General features: G+C 40.0%; 15 protein-coding genes. 7 read left to right on the top strand and 8 right to left on the bottom strand.

Translation table 11 applies throughout. From position 1 onward, the window contains the following. The first annotated feature begins 157 nt into the window (after positions 1 to 157). Entirely contained in the window at positions 158 to 787 is a 630-nt protein-coding gene (locus PP2015_RS05150) for a LysE family translocator (protein ID WP_058029256.1), read from the top strand. A 23-nt stretch (positions 788 to 810) separates the two neighbouring features. Next, a complete protein-coding gene (locus PP2015_RS05145) occupies positions 811 to 1,272 on the top strand; it encodes a methylglyoxal synthase (protein WP_058029255.1) in 462 nt (153 codons plus the stop codon). Positions 1,273 to 1,296: 24 nt separating this feature from the next. Here PP2015_RS05145 and yegD read toward each other — a convergent pair whose 3' ends face one another. The 6 genes from yegD to sixA form a co-directional block, all read right to left on the bottom strand. Beyond that, positions 1,297 to 2,658: a molecular chaperone gene (gene yegD / locus PP2015_RS05140; protein ID WP_058029254.1), complete on the bottom strand. Its 1,362-nt coding sequence runs from the start codon at positions 2,656 to 2,658 to the stop codon at positions 1,297 to 1,299. Positions 2,659 to 2,712: 54 nt separating this feature from the next. Continuing rightward, entirely contained in the window at positions 2,713 to 3,543 is an 831-nt protein-coding gene (locus PP2015_RS05135; RefSeq protein WP_058029253.1) for a DNA ligase, read from the bottom strand. 85 nt (positions 3,544 to 3,628) lie between these two features. Continuing rightward, the gene (locus tag PP2015_RS05130; RefSeq protein ID WP_058029252.1) at positions 3,629 to 4,297 is read right to left on the bottom strand and encodes an HAD family hydrolase; all 669 of its coding nucleotides are present in this window, start codon (positions 4,295 to 4,297) and stop codon (positions 3,629 to 3,631) included. Between the two features lie 30 nt (positions 4,298 to 4,327). Then, positions 4,328 to 4,627: a hypothetical protein gene (locus PP2015_RS05125; RefSeq protein ID WP_058029251.1), complete on the bottom strand. Its 300-nt coding sequence runs from the start codon at positions 4,625 to 4,627 to the stop codon at positions 4,328 to 4,330. 389 nt (positions 4,628 to 5,016) lie between these two features. Then, a complete protein-coding gene (locus tag PP2015_RS05120; RefSeq protein ID WP_058029250.1) occupies positions 5,017 to 7,287 on the bottom strand; it encodes a TonB-dependent receptor in 2,271 nt (756 codons plus the stop codon). A gap of 380 nt (positions 7,288 to 7,667) precedes the next feature. Continuing rightward, entirely contained in the window at positions 7,668 to 8,135 is a 468-nt protein-coding gene (sixA, locus tag PP2015_RS05115) for a phosphohistidine phosphatase SixA (protein ID WP_058029249.1), read from the bottom strand. A 163-nt stretch (positions 8,136 to 8,298) separates the two neighbouring features. Between sixA and PP2015_RS05110 the strand changes: the two genes are divergently transcribed. From PP2015_RS05110 to PP2015_RS05085, 4 genes are all read left to right on the top strand, one after another. Continuing rightward, positions 8,299 to 10,971 (top strand): insulinase family protein, encoded by a 2,673-nt coding sequence (locus PP2015_RS05110; protein WP_058029248.1) that lies wholly within the window; start codon positions 8,299 to 8,301, stop codon positions 10,969 to 10,971. A gap of 205 nt (positions 10,972 to 11,176) precedes the next feature. Beyond that, the gene (locus tag PP2015_RS05105; protein WP_405127327.1) at positions 11,177 to 13,306 is read left to right on the top strand and encodes a putative bifunctional diguanylate cyclase/phosphodiesterase; all 2,130 of its coding nucleotides are present in this window, start codon (positions 11,177 to 11,179) and stop codon (positions 13,304 to 13,306) included. 620 nt (positions 13,307 to 13,926) lie between these two features. Beyond that, complete coding sequence (locus tag PP2015_RS05090; protein ID WP_058029244.1) at positions 13,927 to 14,313, top strand: MmcQ/YjbR family DNA-binding protein; 387 nt, start codon at positions 13,927 to 13,929, stop codon at positions 14,311 to 14,313. Between the two features lie 85 nt (positions 14,314 to 14,398). Then, positions 14,399 to 15,397, top strand: coding sequence for an ATP-dependent 6-phosphofructokinase (locus tag PP2015_RS05085; protein WP_058029243.1), 999 nt, complete (start codon positions 14,399 to 14,401; stop codon positions 15,395 to 15,397). On the opposite strand, the gene nhaD is transcribed toward PP2015_RS05085, so the two are convergent. Both nhaD and PP2015_RS05075 read right to left on the bottom strand, forming a co-directional pair. Continuing rightward, a complete protein-coding gene (gene nhaD / locus PP2015_RS05080; protein ID WP_058029242.1) occupies positions 15,389 to 16,825 on the bottom strand; it encodes a sodium:proton antiporter NhaD in 1,437 nt (478 codons plus the stop codon). The two genes, PP2015_RS05085 and nhaD, sit on opposite strands and share 9 nt — an antisense overlap. A 97-nt stretch (positions 16,826 to 16,922) precedes the next feature. After that, a complete protein-coding gene (locus tag PP2015_RS05075; RefSeq protein WP_058029241.1) occupies positions 16,923 to 17,858 on the bottom strand; it encodes a polyprenyl-phosphate transporter in 936 nt (311 codons plus the stop codon). Positions 17,859 to 18,058: 200 nt separating this feature from the next. Between PP2015_RS05075 and PP2015_RS05070 the strand changes: the two genes are divergently transcribed. Continuing rightward, positions 18,059 to 18,862, top strand: coding sequence for a DUF3530 family protein (locus PP2015_RS05070; protein WP_169792715.1), 804 nt, complete (start codon positions 18,059 to 18,061; stop codon positions 18,860 to 18,862). Positions 18,863 to 18,864 lie beyond the last annotated feature (2 nt).

The raw sequence follows: 18,864 nt of genomic DNA, 5'->3' as shown, positions 1-18,864 counted from the left end.
AACAAGGTAGTACTTCAGCCTGTTCAAGCACTCAGACTGTAGTATTCTAACCAACCATTTTAAGCGGGCTTCATGCCCGCTTTTGTTTACCTCTGTATATTTTATTCAAACCCACTTATACTCTGCCCCATTCAATAACAACAAGAATACAAGTGCGATGCTCAATCCTGAATCCGTCATTTCTTTTTTAATTGCCAGTGCGGTTATTGCCGTGGCTCCCGGCCCTTCAAATGCATTCTTAATGGCACAAACATTTACTCACGGTCGTAAAGCAGGTATGCAAAGTGCGTTAGGTTTTGCAGCAGGTGGGGTTATTCATACTATTTTTGCTGTAATAGGACTGTCAGCCATTTTAAAAGCCTCTGAAACGGCCTATGCGACGGTACAATATTTAGGTGCAGCCTACTTATGTTATTTGGGCTTTGTGACCATTAAAGATACGTTTAAAAAGCAAATTGACTCTGAAGATAAACCCCATGTAAGCACTAAAAAACAAGGCAATGTATTTGTTCAAGCCATGATGACAGAAGTACTCAATCCAAAAGTGGCATTGTTCTTTATTGCTTTTATTCCGCAGTTTGTCGACCCTGCACTCTCTTCAACCACTTTGCAACTGGCAATGTTTGGTTTGCTTTACCCTATTTTGGCTTTCCCAATAGATTGTGCCTACATTTACAGCGGTGACAAAATTGCAGGCTACTTTAGGCAGCACCCAAGCGCGCCAATCTGGATAGACCGTTTTTCGGGCTTTATTTTTATCGCCTTAGCGATTAACTTGTTACTCTAACTAATAAAAAAAGAGACATGAGTATGGAAACCAAAGTTGAGAAAATTCCAGCAAATAAGCACATAGCGCTGGTTGCCCATGATGGGAAAAAAGATGCCCTAAAAGCCTGGTGCTTAGCCCATAAAAATACTCTTGAGCGTCATACACTTTCTGCTACAGGCACAACGGGTAATGTCATTGAGCAGGCTACAGGTCTTAATGTCAATAAACTACTTAGCGGCCCCATGGGTGGCGACCAACAGCTTGGGGCGAAAATTGCCGAGCATCAAATCCATATGCTGGTATTTTTCTGGGATCCCCTTGCTTCACAGCCTCACGACCCAGATGTTAAAGCACTCCTACGTTTGGCTGCTGTGTGGAATATTCCTGTGGCGTGTAATGAAGCAACCGCCGATATGCTGCTGCATTCATCTTTGATGAGTACTGAATTTAGCCGCGCTTTACCTGATTACGACAAATACTTGGCAACACGGCTTAATACCTAGTTATCTTTAAAAAGTTAAAAACGTTTATCTAAACAGCTTTTCTGCCCATTTAGTTAAACCGGCGGTAACACTACCAAAGTTATCGCCGCTTAACATCTCAATATCACCCAGTCGTTGTTTTAGCGCCGCCTTTAATAAGGGTGATTGCGCACTGCCGCCCGTTAAATAAATCACATCAGGTTGTGTTCCGGCATCTTGAATGGCTTGTTCAGCCAAGATGCAGATCTGCTCTAAACTATTTTCAAGAGCTTCAGCAAGCTTTACATCAGTGATTAGCTTAGCTAAGTCTTTACCAATAAAGCTCATATCACAGTGACTCTGCGGATCAGCACTTAACGCAATTTTCATTAATTCAGCTTGTCTAACTAAACGGTGAGATAGCTTGTTTTCTTGTACTTTAATCAAACGCTGTAATCGCTCTGGCTGCTCTATCTCGCGAAGCATCGCGGTTAAGTCGCGATGGTTTTTATCTGAGTAGAAGTCGCTTTGCATTTGCAGGTCATTGATTTTACATGCTTGCCAAAACAACTGGTTAGGCATAGGAAGGCCTGACTTAAACTTATCGTCACGCCCTAGAAAGTCTGTTAGTTCATGAAACGCTAATGCTATGTCTAAATCGTTACCACCAATACGTTTACCTGTATGCGATAAAAAGTCAGAATTGCGACAAGCATTGTCTCTAAAGCTTGGTCCCATTTGTACAAATGAGCAATCAGAAGTACCGCCGCCGATGTCGACCACCAGCACTTTTTTGTCAGTCGTTAAGTCAGATTCAAAATCAACGCCCGCAGCCAAAGGCTCAAATAAGAATTCCACTTCCTTAAAGCCTGCGCGTTTTGCCGCTGTGGTTAAGATACTAACCGCCTGTTGATTACTTTCTTCACCGCCAATGGCCTGAAAATTTACCGGGCGACCAATGACAGTATGTGTCAGTTCATATCCCAGCTGTTGTTCTGCACGCTGTTTAATTTGCATGATCATGGTGCTGGCAATGTCTTCAAAAAAAGCGATTTGTTGTGGCTTTAAGCCCACAGCCCCAAAAAATGATTTTGGCGATTTAACAAAGTAGCCATCTTCTGGAAAGTCGATATATTCTTCAATGGCAGCCTGACCAATAGAAATACCCGTATCAGAAGACTCCAAGTCTAGGTCACGTTTAATAGCCGGTACAGCATTTAAAAGGTGCGCCCTAGATTGTCTAAAACCCTCAATATCGCTCTGCTTTAAATGATGTGCGACATAATCTGAGATCAATGCGTTATGCTGTGCATATAAGGTCGAAGGTAAATAATGTTTGTTGTTTTCTAATTTAACGAGCGTCACCTGAGAGTCACGCATCACCCCCATCGCACAATTTGAACTACCGTAATCAAATCCAACTATCATCTTTAGCCTCCGACACAAAAAAGGTCGCGAAGAGTACCACAGATAAAACTGAGTTTAAAATATTTCTCTCACCCTTAAAAACCGAGCAAAACGTGGCTTGTTATATTTTGTTTTATCTTGATAACGATAAGTGATCACAGTGCCTATTTTGGGCGGTTTAGCTCTGAGTGCATCAGTGAGCCCCGAGCCAATTTTAAACTCAATGCCATCGTCTAAATTGCGCACGAGCAATGCACCTGTTTTGCCTTGGTATTTGCCCTTTCCTCCACTATACCCAATTACAACCGCTTCAGCGTCTGAGTAGGGTTTATATTTTAATAGTTGTGGTGAACGGCCTACTAAATGTGTAGCCGTGGCTAAATGTAACATTACACCCTCCCCACCTCTTGCTACTACTTCATCAAAGTAATCATCTAATTGATCTCTACTGGCAAAGCTTTGCTGCTTAACAGCTTGAATATGAGGCTGCTTGAGTATAGTGACCAATTGCAGATACTTTTTATATCGCTCAGCAAAACTGCCAGACGCTTTTGGCATATCAAAGATCATATATTTCACTTTACGCCAGTCCTCATCATTGCCGTTCAGCTGTCTGGCAAGACCACTGACAAACTCAAACTGCCCATAATCAACCCAAAGCTCTCCATCTAAATAGGTGTTTGGTAATTCCTCTGTGAACCAAGCTGGTGCATAAATTAGGTTACCGCGTCGTGTTTTAAGTTGCGTGCCATCCCAAATAGCCCGCACCCCATCATATTTTTCACTCACTAAATAATGTTCGACTTGGTGGCTATCGTTGAATACAGAAGCTAATTGCGCGGGTGAGGTATTTGCCCAAGAGGGTGAGTTTAGTAATAAACAAGCTAAAAAATAGAAATAATACATACGCATGGCTCCTTATGCGCTGAAGTAAGATTAATGATGAGTTTAGACTTCCTAGTTGCCCTCATTATCTGAAGTATTGTGACCCTTATATCGTCTCAATATAGGTATTTTTTTGAATATACTCCCAAGCTTCACTAATGTCATTGGCAATAAAACTAGCCTTGCTGTGATCTTGAGATTTAGAGTATTCATGAGGGATAACAATTGTCTGAACGCCCGCTGCTGTTGCACTTTGCAGTCCCGTAGTACTGTCTTCTAGGGCAAATGCTTCCTGGGGCTTTATAGACAAGCGTTCAAGTGCCTTTAAATAAGGCTCAGGATCGGGTTTTGGGTTGATTACATCGTCTTTGCATATCGTCGCACTGAACAAATCTAGCAATTCGTAGTGCGCTAATACAGGAATAGCTTCGTTGCGTGTGCTGCCAGTTACTAACACCAAGGTAAACTGCTGTTTAGCTGCATTGAGGAAGGCTTTCACGCCTACTAATAACCTTGGTTTTACCTGCTCAGACGTTAAAACAAACTGCTGATTTTTTTGCTCACATAACCACTGAGCTGAGACATCTAAATTATGCCGTGCCTTTATTACTGCTGCGGCTTGTAAGGTAGGGACACCCGCAAACTCTAAACAAAAAGCTTGCTCTGTGTAATGAATGTCAAAAGGAGATAAAACATGTTGCCAGCTGTCATAATGAACGACCTCAGAGTCAACCAAGGTACCGTCAAAATCTATCAGTAATGCTCGCTTTTCCATGTTTCTCTCCTTGAATTGATTGCTTTTAGCTTATTGCTTTAAACTCTCAGGTACTTCTGCTGTGGCTTCTTCACCTGACTCAACCTCTACAAGCGTATAGCCTCGAGGTTGGCGTACTACTTTTAAGATTGGCTTTTCAAACGCAGACTTTAAACGATCTGTATCAGCTTGAAGCTCTTCAACTGTGCGGCCAAAAGGTGCAGCACCTGTTTCAGACCAATTTGTTACTTTACCATTTAAGTTATATTCAACTTCGTGAATTTGATAAAGCGCCGCTTCATCTTTAGTTGCTTCACAAAAAATAACACGGTAATTCCAAAATCCAGACATAATTTTTCTCTTACTTTCAATTTAGGGCAACTTTACCAGCTCATTTTATTAATACCAATCCTCAATGTGACTTATTTGAGGGTAATACCAATCCGCAATAACACTTAATCACTTTGAGGGATTAAACCTGATGATAGCTGCGTTAAAGATTTCTCATTTAGAACAACTAAATAACGAAATATTTGCCTTGCCTACATGGATGTAGGTACCTCAGCGATAGCAGGACGCGTGAGCGGTGCTACCAACAAGGTTTTCTTGCTTCAAAATAGACCACTTAGTTAAGCGGGTTGGAATAATTGGCATAAGACTAAATACTATGTTTTCGAAATATAAAAAAACCCGCGAAAATGCGGGTTTTTACTAAAACAAATTTCTATTTCGAAATAAGATTAGAAGAAGCGTACTTTAAATTCAGCACCAATGTAACGCTCTTCATTTAACATACCTGTGTTGTTATTGAAGTCTACGCCACCAATAACCACTTGTTCGTCAAATAAGTTACGTACAAATACAGACGCTTCATATTCGTTGTCGCCAGCTAGCCATTGGTAACCTGCACGTACACCTGCTTCAAATAACGCTTCACCTTTGAACTCAACCGCTTCATATAAGAAGAAGTCAATTTCGCTACGGTAAGATACATCTGAGTAGACGAAGAAATCACCGCCCTCAAGTTCTTTGGTATAACGAAGTGTCGCATTCGCAATCCACTCTGGCGCGTGTGGTAAGCTGTTACCATCTAAAACCGCTAAACCGTTCTCTACTTTGTTTGTTACCGTACACTGAGCACACACTTGAACAGCTAGGTCTTTATCGCTCAGCTCAGTTTTGTTGTAGCTCAGGTTAAATGTTGCGTTTAACTCGTCAGTTAAAACCCACTCTGAGTCAAGCTCGATACCGTAACCAGTTGTCTTATCGGCATTGATTAAGCGGTTAAAGTTAGCGCCGCCACCTACAGCTGTTAACTGTTGGTCATTCATCTGATAATAGAAAACTGTCGCATTCACACGACCTTGGCCGTCTAATACGTCAGACTTGATACCTGCTTCAATTGAGTTAGTCGTTTCAGACTTAGCAACCGTTACTTCATCACCGAATAAGATACGACCCTGAACACTCGGTGCACGGAAACCATTAGCAATACGTGCGAATAGGTTAATATCGTCAGTGTACTTATACGTTGCACTTAAGTCCCAAGATACATGACTGTCATCTGGGTTTGCAGAACCTTCTAGGAAATCTGCAGCGCCTACTGGTGATTTAGTACGTTTTGCATAGAACTCTTTTTCATCGTTAGAGTAACGAATACCAGCGGTTACTTTTAAGTCATCAGATACTGTGTAATCAAATGAACCAAATAGTGCCCAAGCCGAAGTACTTTGGTCTTGTACTGCATAGCCATTTTGCAAACCATAGTTATTTGCATTGGCGTCCCAAGAAAGCGTATCGAAGCTAAAACTCTCGATCACTAAATCTTCTTCATATAAGAACACACCAACTTGGTAATTCATATCACCAGAGAAGTTGCTTGATAAACGAAGCTCTTGTGTATATTGGTCATGCTCAGGGATCGCATCAGCAGTCTCAGAAGGGAAAGGAATAACACCTGGACCTTGGAAACCGATGAACGCAGCACCATAACCACCATCGACGTCTGCACGAGAATAGATTTCAGCACTTTCCCAACCAGTGATCGACGTTACTGTATGCTCTTTTAAATCCCACTCAAGTTTAAGACTTAAGCCTTGTGTATCTACCTGTTGAGTAGAGCGTGAAGCGGCATCATGGTAAACAACATCATTATCATATTTAGGGTTGATGTTATTTGAACCTTTCTCGATTAGATTTGCACGGAAAGCGATTGGACGGCCGTCTAGGTCACGTTTGTGATAGTTTAAAAGACCAGTGAAGTCATCACCTTCATATAAGAACTGCACACGCATCGCTTTTTCATTGTAGCCACCTAGAGAATCTTCTTTTTCAAATCCTGGTGCTTTAACGTCAATGTAGTCTGGACGATCTTGAACAAGTAAAGATACACGTGTAGATAAACGATCAGTAAGACCAGTACCTACAGCACCTTCAAAATCGATAGAACCCTTACTACCGTATGACACTGCGCTGTAAGCATCAAACTCTTGACTAGGCTTGACTGAATCAAACTTTACAAGGCCTGCTGGTGTGTTACGACCAAACAATGTGCCCTGTGGGCCTCTCAGTACTTCAATGCGCTCGATATCAAATACAGGGAAACCTTTAAGAATAGGGTTTTCTTGAACAATCTCGTCCACAACTAGAGACACAGGCTGTGACGCGTTCAAGTCAAAATCGGTATTACCCAAGCCACGAACATAAAAGCGTGGAAAAGTACGGCCGAATGAAGATTCAACAGATAAACTTGGGATTTTTGCGTTCATGAAGCGAATATCCATACCCGCTGAGCTATATGCATCTAATCCATCGCCTTGTAGGGCCGACACAGACACAGGTACTTCTTGCGCATTTTCAACACGTTTACGTGCTGTTACTTGAATCACCTCAAGTTTATTGCTTTTAGCCTCTTGCTCTTCAGCATGCGACGTGAACGAAGTACTTGCTACAGTAGAGAACAACGCAGCATTCACTAAAACTGCTAACGTAGATCTTTTGATTGCTTTCATGTTTGGGGTAAACCTTTTATAAGCACTCTATTGTTCAACGGTAAAATATGGGCGCCGTATCACATTGGCGTGATTAGTTCAATTTTTCGCCTATACTCTGGGTATAATGCGGACCTTAGAAACGAGAGTGCAAAACGAATTCTAAGGCTGAATCTAACGGGCATAATTATAACAGCAAATTTCAATTTTGCTTCAAATAACCCCTAAAAAGCCAAAAATAATAAATTTTATCTACAAGATTACCGATTTTAACAACTTTTATTTTCGCAAACAAAACAGCAAGCAAGGACATTTGTCCTGTACCCAAGCATAAAGCAGTTGGTTTTTATGTTTTTCTAAAAGCAGATGAGAGTGACTGGTTCGAGTGAAAAAGAAACAACTCAGAGGGAAGGTGAAACTATTTTTAAAAAACTCGCTCTTCTCGTTTTTTCATCATATTGGATTACAGCAACCCCTGCTGTAGTAAAGATAGGCATATCTCCTGGACTCAATTGATCAACCAAATAACTAACAATAGGCATATGTGCAACCAGCAGCCAAGTATCGAGTTCTGGGTTTAAACTCATTAACGTTTCAAGGTAGTCAATCGCGAATCGGGCATCACCACTTGGTACTATGTCTTTACATACTTCGAAATAACTTACTTCATTATGCTTAATAACTTGTGCAGCTGTCTGTTGCGCCCTATCAAAGGGGCTAACAAGTAGCGCATCAGGTTGATAATGCGCTTTTATCCATAGTGCCATTTCACTCGCCTGACTTACTCCACGTGGGGTCAATGCTCTTGACGCATCATCAGCTTGCATCGGTTCAGCTTCACCATGGCGCATAATTAAGATTGTTTTCATAAAACCTCAAACACTTAGAGTAATAAATTTCTGTAAAGCGGTAGCAACTTAACCACTTTGTTCGCTATATTAAAACAAAACACATGACAACCCAAAGAACCTTAGCAGCGGTAAGTTAGTTCAAATTGGCCTCATTTCATACTTTTATATCGGCGGCAGACTCTTGAAAATTAGCAACAATGATAAACGCAGCTATCAAACTCTTACACTCGACAATGGTCTCAAAGTACTACTAATACAAGATCATCTCTCAAACAAATCTGCAGCCTCACTTACCATTAATGCTGGACACTTCGACGATCCTGAAGAGCGACAGGGAATGGCGCACTTTATCGAACACATGCTATTCCTTGGAACAAAAGCGTACCCTGACCCTGGTCACTTTTCACAATTCATCAACCAAGCAGGTGGTCACTGTAATGCATGGACTGGCACTGAACACAGTAGTTATTATTTTGACTGCGATCATCAACAGTTTAACTCAGCTTTAGACATCTTTAGTCAATTTTTTATTGCCCCTCTTTTCGATAAAGAGCAGGCAACGAGTGAGCGTAACGCAATAGATGCCGAATATAAAATGAAGACCAAAGATGATGGTCGACGAATATACCAAGTGCATAAAGAAACTGTAAACCCTGCACATCCGTTTGCAAAATTTGCTGTGGGTAATCATCAAACTTTAGATGATAGGGACACTTGTATCTCAGATGAATTGTGTGAATTTTTCAAAACGCATTACCTTGCTCAATGGATGACATTGGTAATTGCAGGACCTCAATCACTCGCTGAGTTAACTGAATTTGCACAACAATATTTCACTCGTATTCCTTTCAGTAAGGCGCCAAAACTCCCTATACACGTACCACTTTATCGTGCGCAAGATATGGGCAAACTCATTCATATTACCCCTAAAAAGCAAATGCAAAAGTTAATTGTCAGCTTTGCTATGCCAAATATTCATAAGTTGTACAAATCGAAGAGTTTAAGTTTTTTGGCACATCTGATTGGCTTTGAAGGAGAGGGATCACTTTATTCAATATTAAAAGCACAAGGTTGGATAAATGCACTGTCTGCAGGAGGCGGTGTAAATGGCAGTAATTATAAAGACTTCAATGTTAGCTTTGCTCTAACGGAGCAAGGTATCGAATTTTACGAAGACATTATAGAAATGTTATTCGAATACATCACATTAATTGAGCATAGTTTCGAGAAATTACCTGCACTTTACGCCGACAAGCAGGCTTTATTAGAAATCGCTTTTGACAACCAAGAACCCAGTAAGTTGGTCGAATGGGTCAATGCGTTAAGCGTTAACATGCATCACTTCGACGAATCAGATTACTTAGCCGGTGACTATGTGATGACTGGATTCGAGCCCCAGTTACACAAAAAATTATGTCGGTATTTATCTGCGAAAAACATGCGTGTTGTGCTCATTCATCAAGGCGTTACGACAAATAAAAAAGCGCAATGGTACAACACCGCCTACTTAGTAGAAGATTTACCTGTACATTGGCTAGATATGCTGGACAAAATTAAGCAACCTCTGCCTGAGATGACACTACCTGATGTAAATCCTTACTTAAAAGCTAAACAAGTTTTGCATGAAAGTGCTGCGTCATTTTCGAAACCAAAAAAGCTAGAATTTAAGGATGGATTAAACTTTTGGTTCAAGCAAGATACTGAATTCAAAGTTACAAAAGGCCATCTTTATATAGAAATAGACTCAAAAGTCGCAGTAAGTAGTGTTAAAAATATGGCGCTTACTCGGTTGATGGCTGACCTATTAATGGATAGCCTCGCAGAGCCTTTCTACTCTGCCGAACTTGCTGGTCTAAATTACCACATCACTTCACATCAAGGTGGCTTGACCCTTAACACTGCTGGTTTGTCAGCAAATCAGCCAGAGTTTGCAATAGAACTACTGAACTTCATTTTAACAAAAGATATCAGCCCTATACGGTTTGCTGAATATAGAAAGCAGCTATCAAGACATTGGCTACAACATAATCACAATAAACCTGTTTCTGCCTTATTTAGTGTATTGGGTGCGCACCTTATGCCTTGGAACCCTGCACCAGAGGACTTAGCGCAAAGCCTTAAAACTGTGACGTTTAATGAGTTTAATGAATTTAGGCTCGCTTTTTTTAATGCCGTACATATTAAAGCCTTTATGTACGGAAATTGGCGCGAAATCGACGCTGAAGATATGCTAAAAAATATTAAGCACACTTTTAAAGACAGTGAGATTTTAGAAGATTTAAAACGACCGCTAATAAAACTAAAACAGCCTTTTCATTATGCTGTTCATAAAGAACAATCTGAACATGGGTTGTTATATTATATTCAAGCAAAATCAGCTCAAGTAAAAGAGAAAGTACAATTGATGCTACTTAATCAACTTGTTCAGCACCTTTACTTCGATGAATTAAGAACAAAACAACAATTAGGTTATTTAGTTGGTGCAGGTTACGCCCCATTTAACACTCGAGCAGGCCTTGCATTCTATGTTCAATCTCCTAACAACTCGAGTCAGCTATTGCAGCAAAGGCACGACGAGTTTGTCGCAATGTTCGTTAATCACTTGTCTGAACTTAGCTTAGAGGCATTTTCGGAAGCTAAGCAAGCTTTAGAATTACAAATCGCTGAAAACGACAAAAACCTACGACTTAGAGCGCAACGTCTTTGGGTTGCTATAACCAATGAAGACCACGGTTTTTCAATGCAAACTAGGTTGCTTGATGCTTTGAGAACATTGACAAAAGATGTTTTTATAGAAAATGCTATCTCTCTGATAAACAATAAAGACTCTCATGCAACGTTAACTTTCAATTGATAAGGTAGTGTTATCTACTTTACTCTCAGTTCAGCATAGATTAGATTAGTGTTGTACTGAGAATTAAATATCTATGATTAAAAATATAACAACAATGGTGTTCATAGTGATATTAAGCTCATTTTTCAGCATACCTTTGTTTGCATTAGAGTTTAATCAGCAGAGTCTAGGCATTAGTGTCTATTGGTTAATTCCTGCTGGCTTGATGACATTACTTATCACCTACTTGCTTTTTATAAACCACAGGCTAAAGCGTTCACAGCAAGAATTAGCCATGTCTGAACTTCGTTTGAAAAGAACAGTTGAAGGCAGTGGAGATACGCTTTGGGATTGGGATATAGGCTCAGGTGAAATTGTTCGTATCAATGATAAATATATGGTTTGCCAAGACCAACCTGAAAAAAATGCCTTATTTTTGCCGAACGCTCACCGCATACACCCACAAGATTTGCCATTAGTAGATAAGTTATTAAAACAGCATTTTGCAGAGCAAACGGCTTTTTTCGAGGCCAGTTATCGGCTAAAAGACACCCTAAACCAATATCACTGGGTGCTCGACCGAGGTAAAATTATAGAGAAAGACGCTAATTTAAACCCAGTTAGGATGACAGGAACAGTAAGAGATATCAGTCATTTAAAAAGTACTGAGGAGCGTCTCAACTTATTTGCTAAATGTGTAGAGTCATTAACTGATGCAGTAGCTATTTATGATAAAAACTATCAATTGGTTGATGTTAATCCTAGTTATTTAAAACTATTTGGTGGCTTAAGAACACATTATTTAGGTAAACAATTTAACCTGCCTGGTTATGACGAGAAATATATAAGTGAAATCAAAGCTAACCTGAAAGAATCTGAACACTGGCAAGAAGAGTTAAAGCTCAGAAACTTCAAAAACATCTTACTTCCAATTGAAGTTAGCATAGATGAAATAAAGAATAGCCATGGTCAAATTACAAACTATGTCGTGCTTTTCTCAGATTTAACTGAACGCAAAAAAGCAGAGTCGCAACTCCATAACCTCTCGAATCGAGACAGGACGACAGGCTTACCGAACAGGAATTTGTTTTTTACCAACTTAAAAAAATTAGCTCAGCAAGATGTTCACCACGCACTTTTAGTATTTGATTTAGATAACTTTAAAAAAATTAATGACTCTTTAGGCCACCAACTTGGTGATAGCTTACTTGCAAAGCTAGCAATGCGCTTAAACAAACTCGCTCGTCAGCAAGACACTTTTTATCGTTTAGGTGGTGATGAGTTTGCGTTGGTAATGACTGGCACAAACGACATACACACGATCACAAAAACTGCAAAACAATTCTTAGCAGCCATTGCAACACCATTCAAAATGGCAAATCATGAGTTAGTAATCACTTCCTCTGTTGGTATTGTACTTTTCCCAGAAGATGGTTCTACACCTGAAATATTACTCAAAAATGCAGATACAGCCATGTATCATGCAAAACAAAAAGGCAATCACTACTTATTCTTTAATGATTCAATGAATGAGCAAGCGGTAAAGCGTTTACAAATCGAAAACTTAATGAGGTTTGGTCTAAAAGAAGATCATTTTGTTGTCTATTATCAACCTAAAATGGATATCAAATCCGGTCTACTGGTAGGTATGGAAGCACTCGTTAGATTTATTACCCCAAAGAAAGGGATTATCAGCCCAGGAGTGTTTATTCCAATCGCTGAAGAAACAGGGCAAATCATTGATATAGGCGAAGTCGTGCTAGATAAAGCTTGTAAAGACGTTAAACGTTGGATAGATCAAGACTTATTTGATGGACGCGTCGCAGTCAATTTATCTGCAAAGCAATTCAGTTTACCTGATCTCACAACTAGGATTGATATCATCTTGCAGAAAAACCATCTGCCATCATATTTTCTAGAGCTTGAGATAACAGAAGGAACTGTAATGGATGACCCCCAAGAAGCCATTAACGTTATGCGTTCGCTCAGTGCAAGAGGTATACACTTGGCGATTGATGACTTTGGTACGGGTTATTCCTCACTCGCGTACCTAAAGCAATTTCCCCTAAATACATTGAAAGTAGACAAGGCATTTGTCGACGACATGCACAATGAACGCGGTCGTAATATGGTAGACTCCATTGTAACAATTGCTCAAAACCTAGAACTGCACGTCGTTGCGGAAGGTGTTGAAAAAGCAGATCAATTAGCCATTTTAGAAGAGTTAAATTGCCAAACAGTGCAAGGCTACTACTACTCAAAGCCCCTTTCAGCAGAAGAATTCACTGAGTTTTTGAAACAGCAAAAATCAGTAAAAAACAAACAGACAACACCAAATTTAAAAGTGGTTAGCTAACCCTAAAAGGCTGGAACTTCCCCATCTGCATCTTTTTTAAAATAGCCATCCTGTAATGCATTTTTAAAAAAAGCCAACAAATTGGTCCCACAGCAAAGCTAAAAGCAACCCATCGCTTCGTTGGCATCCCCAGACGAATCGTTTCACAATAAATTGCCATTGTACTTAATAACAAACTAAACAATACCAACATACGAAGCCCCAAAAACGGTGAATTATACAGCAACCAGATTGAAATAAGCACAAAAGATCGTTTTATTGTTGCAAAATATTGCATTATTTAATTTAATACCAAGCCATAATTTCACTAGCAAAATGGTTATTTTATTCATTTTTTCATAACTAACTGATTTATAGTTAGGTAAGTGAAATTTTAACTGGTCGTCATGGCGATGTTTAGCACAGTAACTATACTCAAATATAACTGAGTATGATGTTGAAGCGTTTTTTGAGAGATATTCATCGCAATCGAGTAATTTAATCTGTATATCAATTAAGTTACACAAAATAAACTCAGTAAACTGACTAAAATGTCTTTCCTAAGATTACTGTCTTTACGAATTAAGTGCTAAACTCAAACCATGTGGTTTTAATTAATAGTTACTTCAAGGATAAGAGCTATGAATAAACAAAGCGTACATGATTATTTGCAAAGTAAACCAGGCACGTTTCTAACGCAGCCGTTTTCGCAGGATAGCGATGTTTACAAAGTGCAACATAAAATGTTTGCCACCCTTTACGAAGGTAAAGAAGGTCAACTAGACGAAAACAATGAGCCTGTTTTTTGGTTAAATGTGAAATGTGATCCTGATGAAGCATTAATACTTAGAGATAAGTACGAATCAATTCTGCCGGGTTATCACATGAACAAGCGCCTGTGGAACACGATTGTCCTTGATGGCACGGTACCTGAAGACGAAATCAAAAAGTTTATCGATGACTCTTATCAGATAGTTGTTGATAACCTACCTACAGCTCAGAAAGAAGCGCTAGCTAATCTTTCATAACCTGAGTATACGTGTAATGGCCTCCCTCGTTATCTGACGAGGGCCATTCCACCCCTCCTCCTTGCTTCGGTTGAAGACTACCAATATGAAAAAAATCGCTTTACTCACCAGTGGTGGTGATGCACCAGGAATGAATGCCGCTATTCGCGCTATTGTACTTAGCTGTGAATACAACAATTTATCTTGCTTGGGGTTTTATCATGGTTACAACGGCCTCATCGAAGATGACTTTATACCTTTGTCTAGTCAGTTAGTTAATGCAGAAATAAAGAATGGGGGTACCTTATTAAAAAGTGCTCGATGCCCCGCAATGATGACTGAAACAGGGGTAAAACAAGCATGTAACACCTTATTAAAAAACGATATTGATTGTTTGATTGTGATCGGGGGAGATGGCTCATTCCATGGCTTATTAGCAATTAAAGCACACTGGCAAGGCCAAGTTATCGGCTTACCCGGCACCATTGATAATGATCTTTATGGTTGTGATAAAACTATCGGTTTTGCAACCGCAGTAAATACTGCAACTCAAGCCATAGACAAAATTAGGGATACCGCAAACGCATTCGACCGAGCTTTCATTGTTGAAGTAATGGGTAGACACAGCGGCCATATTGCCTTTCAAGTCGGTTTATCTTGCGGTGCTGAGAGTATTTTCTCATTCGAAAATTACAACAATGAAAATCATAGAGAAATACTTAAAGATCTAATCGCAAAAATACAGACTCAACAACTTAACCGCAAAGCAAGTTATTTAGTTGTGCTTGCAGAAAACTTATGGCCTGGTGGTGCCAGTGCCCTCCAAGAGCAATTAAAGGCTCAAGGCGACATTGAAAGTGCGATTTGCATTTTGGGACATACGCAAAGAAGGGGCGCTCCAGTCCCTGAAGATAGAGTGCTCGCCACTCAACTTGGCTTAAAAGCTGTTGATAGCGCTCTCAGCGGTGATGACAATATCATGCTTGGTCTAAGCGCAAACCAACTAGCCAAAACAGACCTAAATGAAGCGGTTTCTAAAAACAAACCTGTGGACGATGAATTTATCACCGCCCACAAAGGTCCTCTTACACACTATTTAAAATAGTTCTGCGTTCAACCACAAATGTAAAGCAATACTCGCTGCGTAGCCCAGTGCAATGACAGGAGTCCACTTTAAATGGCCAAAGAAGGTATAGTAACCACGTGCTTGGCCCATCAATGCAACTCCAGCCGCAGAACCAATAGATAACAAGCTTCCGCCGACACCTGCAGTTAGAGTAATGAGTAACCATTGACCATGTGACATTTCTGGCTGCATAGTCAATACCGCGAACATAACCGGAATATTATCAATTACAGCAGAGATAACCCCAAGAAATACATTCGCTGTCGTGGTCGACCACCCACCGTAAAGCACTTCCGACATTAAGCTCAAATAACCCAAAAACCCTAATCCTCCAACACACATCACTATGCCATAGAAGAACAACAAGGTATCCCACTCTGCACGCGAAACTTTACTAAACACATCAAAAGGCACAACACTGCCAAGTCTAGCCAAACGTTCTTTATCCCCTTGCTGCTCAGCTAAGGCTTTCTTTCTAGCTAAAGAGCCGGGTAAAGTCACTCTCAAGAAATAACCAAAAAACTGTAAATAACCTAGCCCCATCATCATGCCTAGGACTGGAGGGAGATGTAAGAAGCTATGGCAAGCGACTGCCGTCGCTACAGTAAACAAGAAGAGTGAGAGAATGCGTAAAGCTCCTCGCTTTAATTCAACTTCTTCATATGCAGCTGTAGGTTGCTTATTTTCAACATAAAAACTCATAATTGCTGCTGGCACTAAGAAATTAGCTAAAGAAGGAATAAACAGGACTAAAAACTCACCAAAAGTCACCATGCCAGCCTGCCAAACCATCAAGGTGGTGATATCACCAAATGGACTAAATGCGCCACCTGCATTTGCTGCAATCACGATATTGATACAACTTAAATTGATAAAAGGCTTGTCACCTTCAGCAACTTTCATCACTACTGCACACATTAATAAAGCGGTGGTTAGGTTATCCGCGATAGGCGATATAAAGAATGACAAGAAGCCTGTGATCCAGAATAAGTTTTTGTAGTTAAAACCTTTCCGGATCATCCACGCCCTTAATGCATCAAAAACGCGACGTTCTTCAAGCGCATTAATATAAGTCATTGCCACCAGCAAGAATAGCATCAGCTCGGCAAATTCGAGTAAGTTATGTCTAAATGCCTCTTCGGTAACATGCGGTATATTTTCACTCACATAAAAACTTCCGATGAGTATCCAAATCAGACCAGCACCAACCAGCACAGGTTTAGACTTTCTTAAATGCAACTTTTCTTCGAGCATTACTAAGGTATATGCCAGAATAAAAATAGCAATTGCAGCAAAGCCGACAACTGAGTTTGTTAAATCTAGGTGAGCACCAGCTGCCCACACTGAGGGAGTAAAACTAGCTAGGAAAGCTAATAGAAATAGAGGTGTATAGCGCCGAAAAGACATGTTATTTGCCTACTATGATAGTCAAAAGAGAGTATTTAAGTAGGCAATAAAATAGCACAATGGCCGTGATTACCAATTGTACAGAAGTCTATATTTACTATTTTTCCGCGGTTAGTTTTTCAATTGCTAAAATTAATACCAACCCAGCAATAGCAAGAGCAATACAAAACAATGTCATTGGGTCTTGCCCATTTAGTGTCGCAAATTCTGCAGGCGAAATATTTTGCTGCATAAGCGGTTTTTCAATCCCCTTTGAATTAGTGTAAGTCGTCAGTACTTGCTTCCATGGCCAAAGTAGATTCAAGGAGCCAACTAAAAAGCCTGCCAATAATGCAAAAGTTAACTGCTCAAAGCGATTCAATAACCAAGCCAGAAAACGCGAAAAGACCATCAGACCAACAACACAGCCCATCAAGAATAACGCAATTAACGTAAATTGTTTTTCTGTCACTGCTGTCAGAACATGGCCGTACATTCCCAGTAGCAGTAAAATAAAGCTACCTGAGATCCCAGGTAAAATCATGGCGCATATAGCTATTGAGCCTGCAACAAAATAAAACCACCAGCTGGGATTAGCTTCTGCTGGAGTCATCGAAGTAATTGTGTAGGCGATTAAAGCCCCTAAAATACAGCAAGCAACGGTCTTTAAATTCCATGCTCTAACCTGTTTGGCTACATAGATAAAAGAGGCAATGATTAAGCCAAAGAAAAATGCCCAGACAAGCAATTTATGATGCTCTAATAAATAAGTAATTAGCTTCGCTAAAGAAGCTGCACTTGTTAATAGTCCAGCAAAGAGCGTAACCAAAAAGGTCCCGTCTATATAACGCCATGTAGCTTTAACCCCTTCTTTCTTTAGAAGTAAAAGTGCATCTAAATTAACACTTTTAATGGCGTTCAATAATCTTGTATATATACCGGTAATGAACGCAATTGTCCCACCAGATACGCCCGGGACGACATCAGCAGCGCCCATGCCAGCTCCTTTCAAAAATAAAAATAAAAAGTCACGCTTACTTTGCAACTGCGACATAGTGCCCTTTTCTCCTAATTTAAACAGCGGATAATATTATCCTAAATTGGTTTGGACCAGAACCATTCTAAACTGTTCAAAGCAAATTAATAATGTGTCTAAAGTTACATCCACTTTGTCCGATAATTTAATTATCCAAACAGATTAAATTCGCTATGCCCTATTTTATCGTACTTATAACATTGTTATTTATTGCACCTATGCCTAAAGCTGAATCGAGTGAGCATATAATGCCAACATCGCCACAAGTATGGCTTAAGCAAGATTTAAATAACTATTTAGATGCTACTAACATGATTAATATTACGGTCAATGAGCAGCCACTCGAGGTGCTGTTCAAAACCTATATGAACGCATCTAAACGTGGCATAGCTATTATTTTGCCTGATATTGGACATCCATTACTCTCTTCAAATGGCAGTCAATTTTTACAAACCGCTCTTTCTGATGATGGTTATGACACATATGTTTTACCCTCACCCGATATTTTATTTGAATCCTTAGAATTACCTGATTTTGCCCAAGAGCAGCAACCCAGTTCCTTTGCCAAAGCTGTTTTTTTTCAGTCCGAAAGCATGCTCAATGAATATAAAAATGAGCTGGCAGCACGTTTTCAAGCTCTGACGCAACAATTGAGTAAAATGCCGGATGAACATATTGTTGTCATTGCGCTCGGCACTAGCGCAGGTATATTTGCTGAACTCATATCAGAACAACCTCAACTGCCAGTGGATGCTTTAGTTACCATTAGCGCACACCTTCCGCATCCCAAGCGCAATAAAGATTTAGCTGCAACCTTGTCGCTGATCAGCCCTCCGCTTCTTGATATCTATTATAGCTATGACGGACCTGCAATCACGCAGAGCGTTTCAAATAGAAAACGTTGGGCACAAAGAAATAGTAAATATGATTACAGACAAAGGGAGTTATTTGGACTAAGCCACGAACTAAGGCAACATCAAAGACTGAGAAAGGTAGTAAATGGGTTTCTCAGTCACTTATGAAT

The organism is Pseudoalteromonas phenolica (genome assembly GCF_001444405.1).
Lineage (GTDB): Bacteria > Pseudomonadota > Gammaproteobacteria > Enterobacterales > Alteromonadaceae > Pseudoalteromonas > Pseudoalteromonas phenolica.
This window is presented reverse-complemented; position numbering and strand designations above follow the sequence as displayed.

Excerpts from the sequence above, each read along its gene's own strand:
- PP2015_RS05130 (WP_058029252.1), bottom strand. The coding sequence starts at position 4,297 with ATGGAAAAGCGAGCATTACTGATAGATTTTGACGGTACCTTGGTTGAC.
- PP2015_RS05125 (WP_058029251.1), bottom strand. The coding sequence starts at position 4,627 with ATGTCTGGATTTTGGAATTACCGTGTTATTTTTTGTGAAGCAACTAAA.
- PP2015_RS05120 (WP_058029250.1), bottom strand. The coding sequence starts at position 7,287 with ATGAAAGCAATCAAAAGATCTACGTTAGCAGTTTTAGTGAATGCTGCG.
- PP2015_RS05135 (WP_058029253.1), bottom strand. The coding sequence starts at position 3,543 with ATGTATTATTTCTATTTTTTAGCTTGTTTATTACTAAACTCACCCTCT.
- nhaD (WP_058029242.1), bottom strand. The coding sequence starts at position 16,825 with ATGTCTTTTCGGCGCTATACACCTCTATTTCTATTAGCTTTCCTAGCT.
- yegD (WP_058029254.1), bottom strand. The coding sequence starts at position 2,658 with ATGATAGTTGGATTTGATTACGGTAGTTCAAATTGTGCGATGGGGGTG.
- PP2015_RS05070 (WP_169792715.1), top strand. The coding sequence starts at position 18,059 with ATGCCTAAAGCTGAATCGAGTGAGCATATAATGCCAACATCGCCACAA.
- PP2015_RS05090 (WP_058029244.1), top strand. The coding sequence starts at position 13,927 with ATGAATAAACAAAGCGTACATGATTATTTGCAAAGTAAACCAGGCACG.
- PP2015_RS05105 (WP_405127327.1), top strand. The coding sequence starts at position 11,177 with ATGACATTACTTATCACCTACTTGCTTTTTATAAACCACAGGCTAAAG.
- sixA (WP_058029249.1), bottom strand. The coding sequence starts at position 8,135 with ATGAAAACAATCTTAATTATGCGCCATGGTGAAGCTGAACCGATGCAA.
- PP2015_RS05145 (WP_058029255.1), top strand. The coding sequence starts at position 811 with ATGGAAACCAAAGTTGAGAAAATTCCAGCAAATAAGCACATAGCGCTG.
- PP2015_RS05150 (WP_058029256.1), top strand. The coding sequence starts at position 158 with ATGCTCAATCCTGAATCCGTCATTTCTTTTTTAATTGCCAGTGCGGTT.
- PP2015_RS05085 (WP_058029243.1), top strand. The coding sequence starts at position 14,399 with ATGAAAAAAATCGCTTTACTCACCAGTGGTGGTGATGCACCAGGAATG.
- PP2015_RS05075 (WP_058029241.1), bottom strand. The coding sequence starts at position 17,858 with ATGTCGCAGTTGCAAAGTAAGCGTGACTTTTTATTTTTATTTTTGAAA.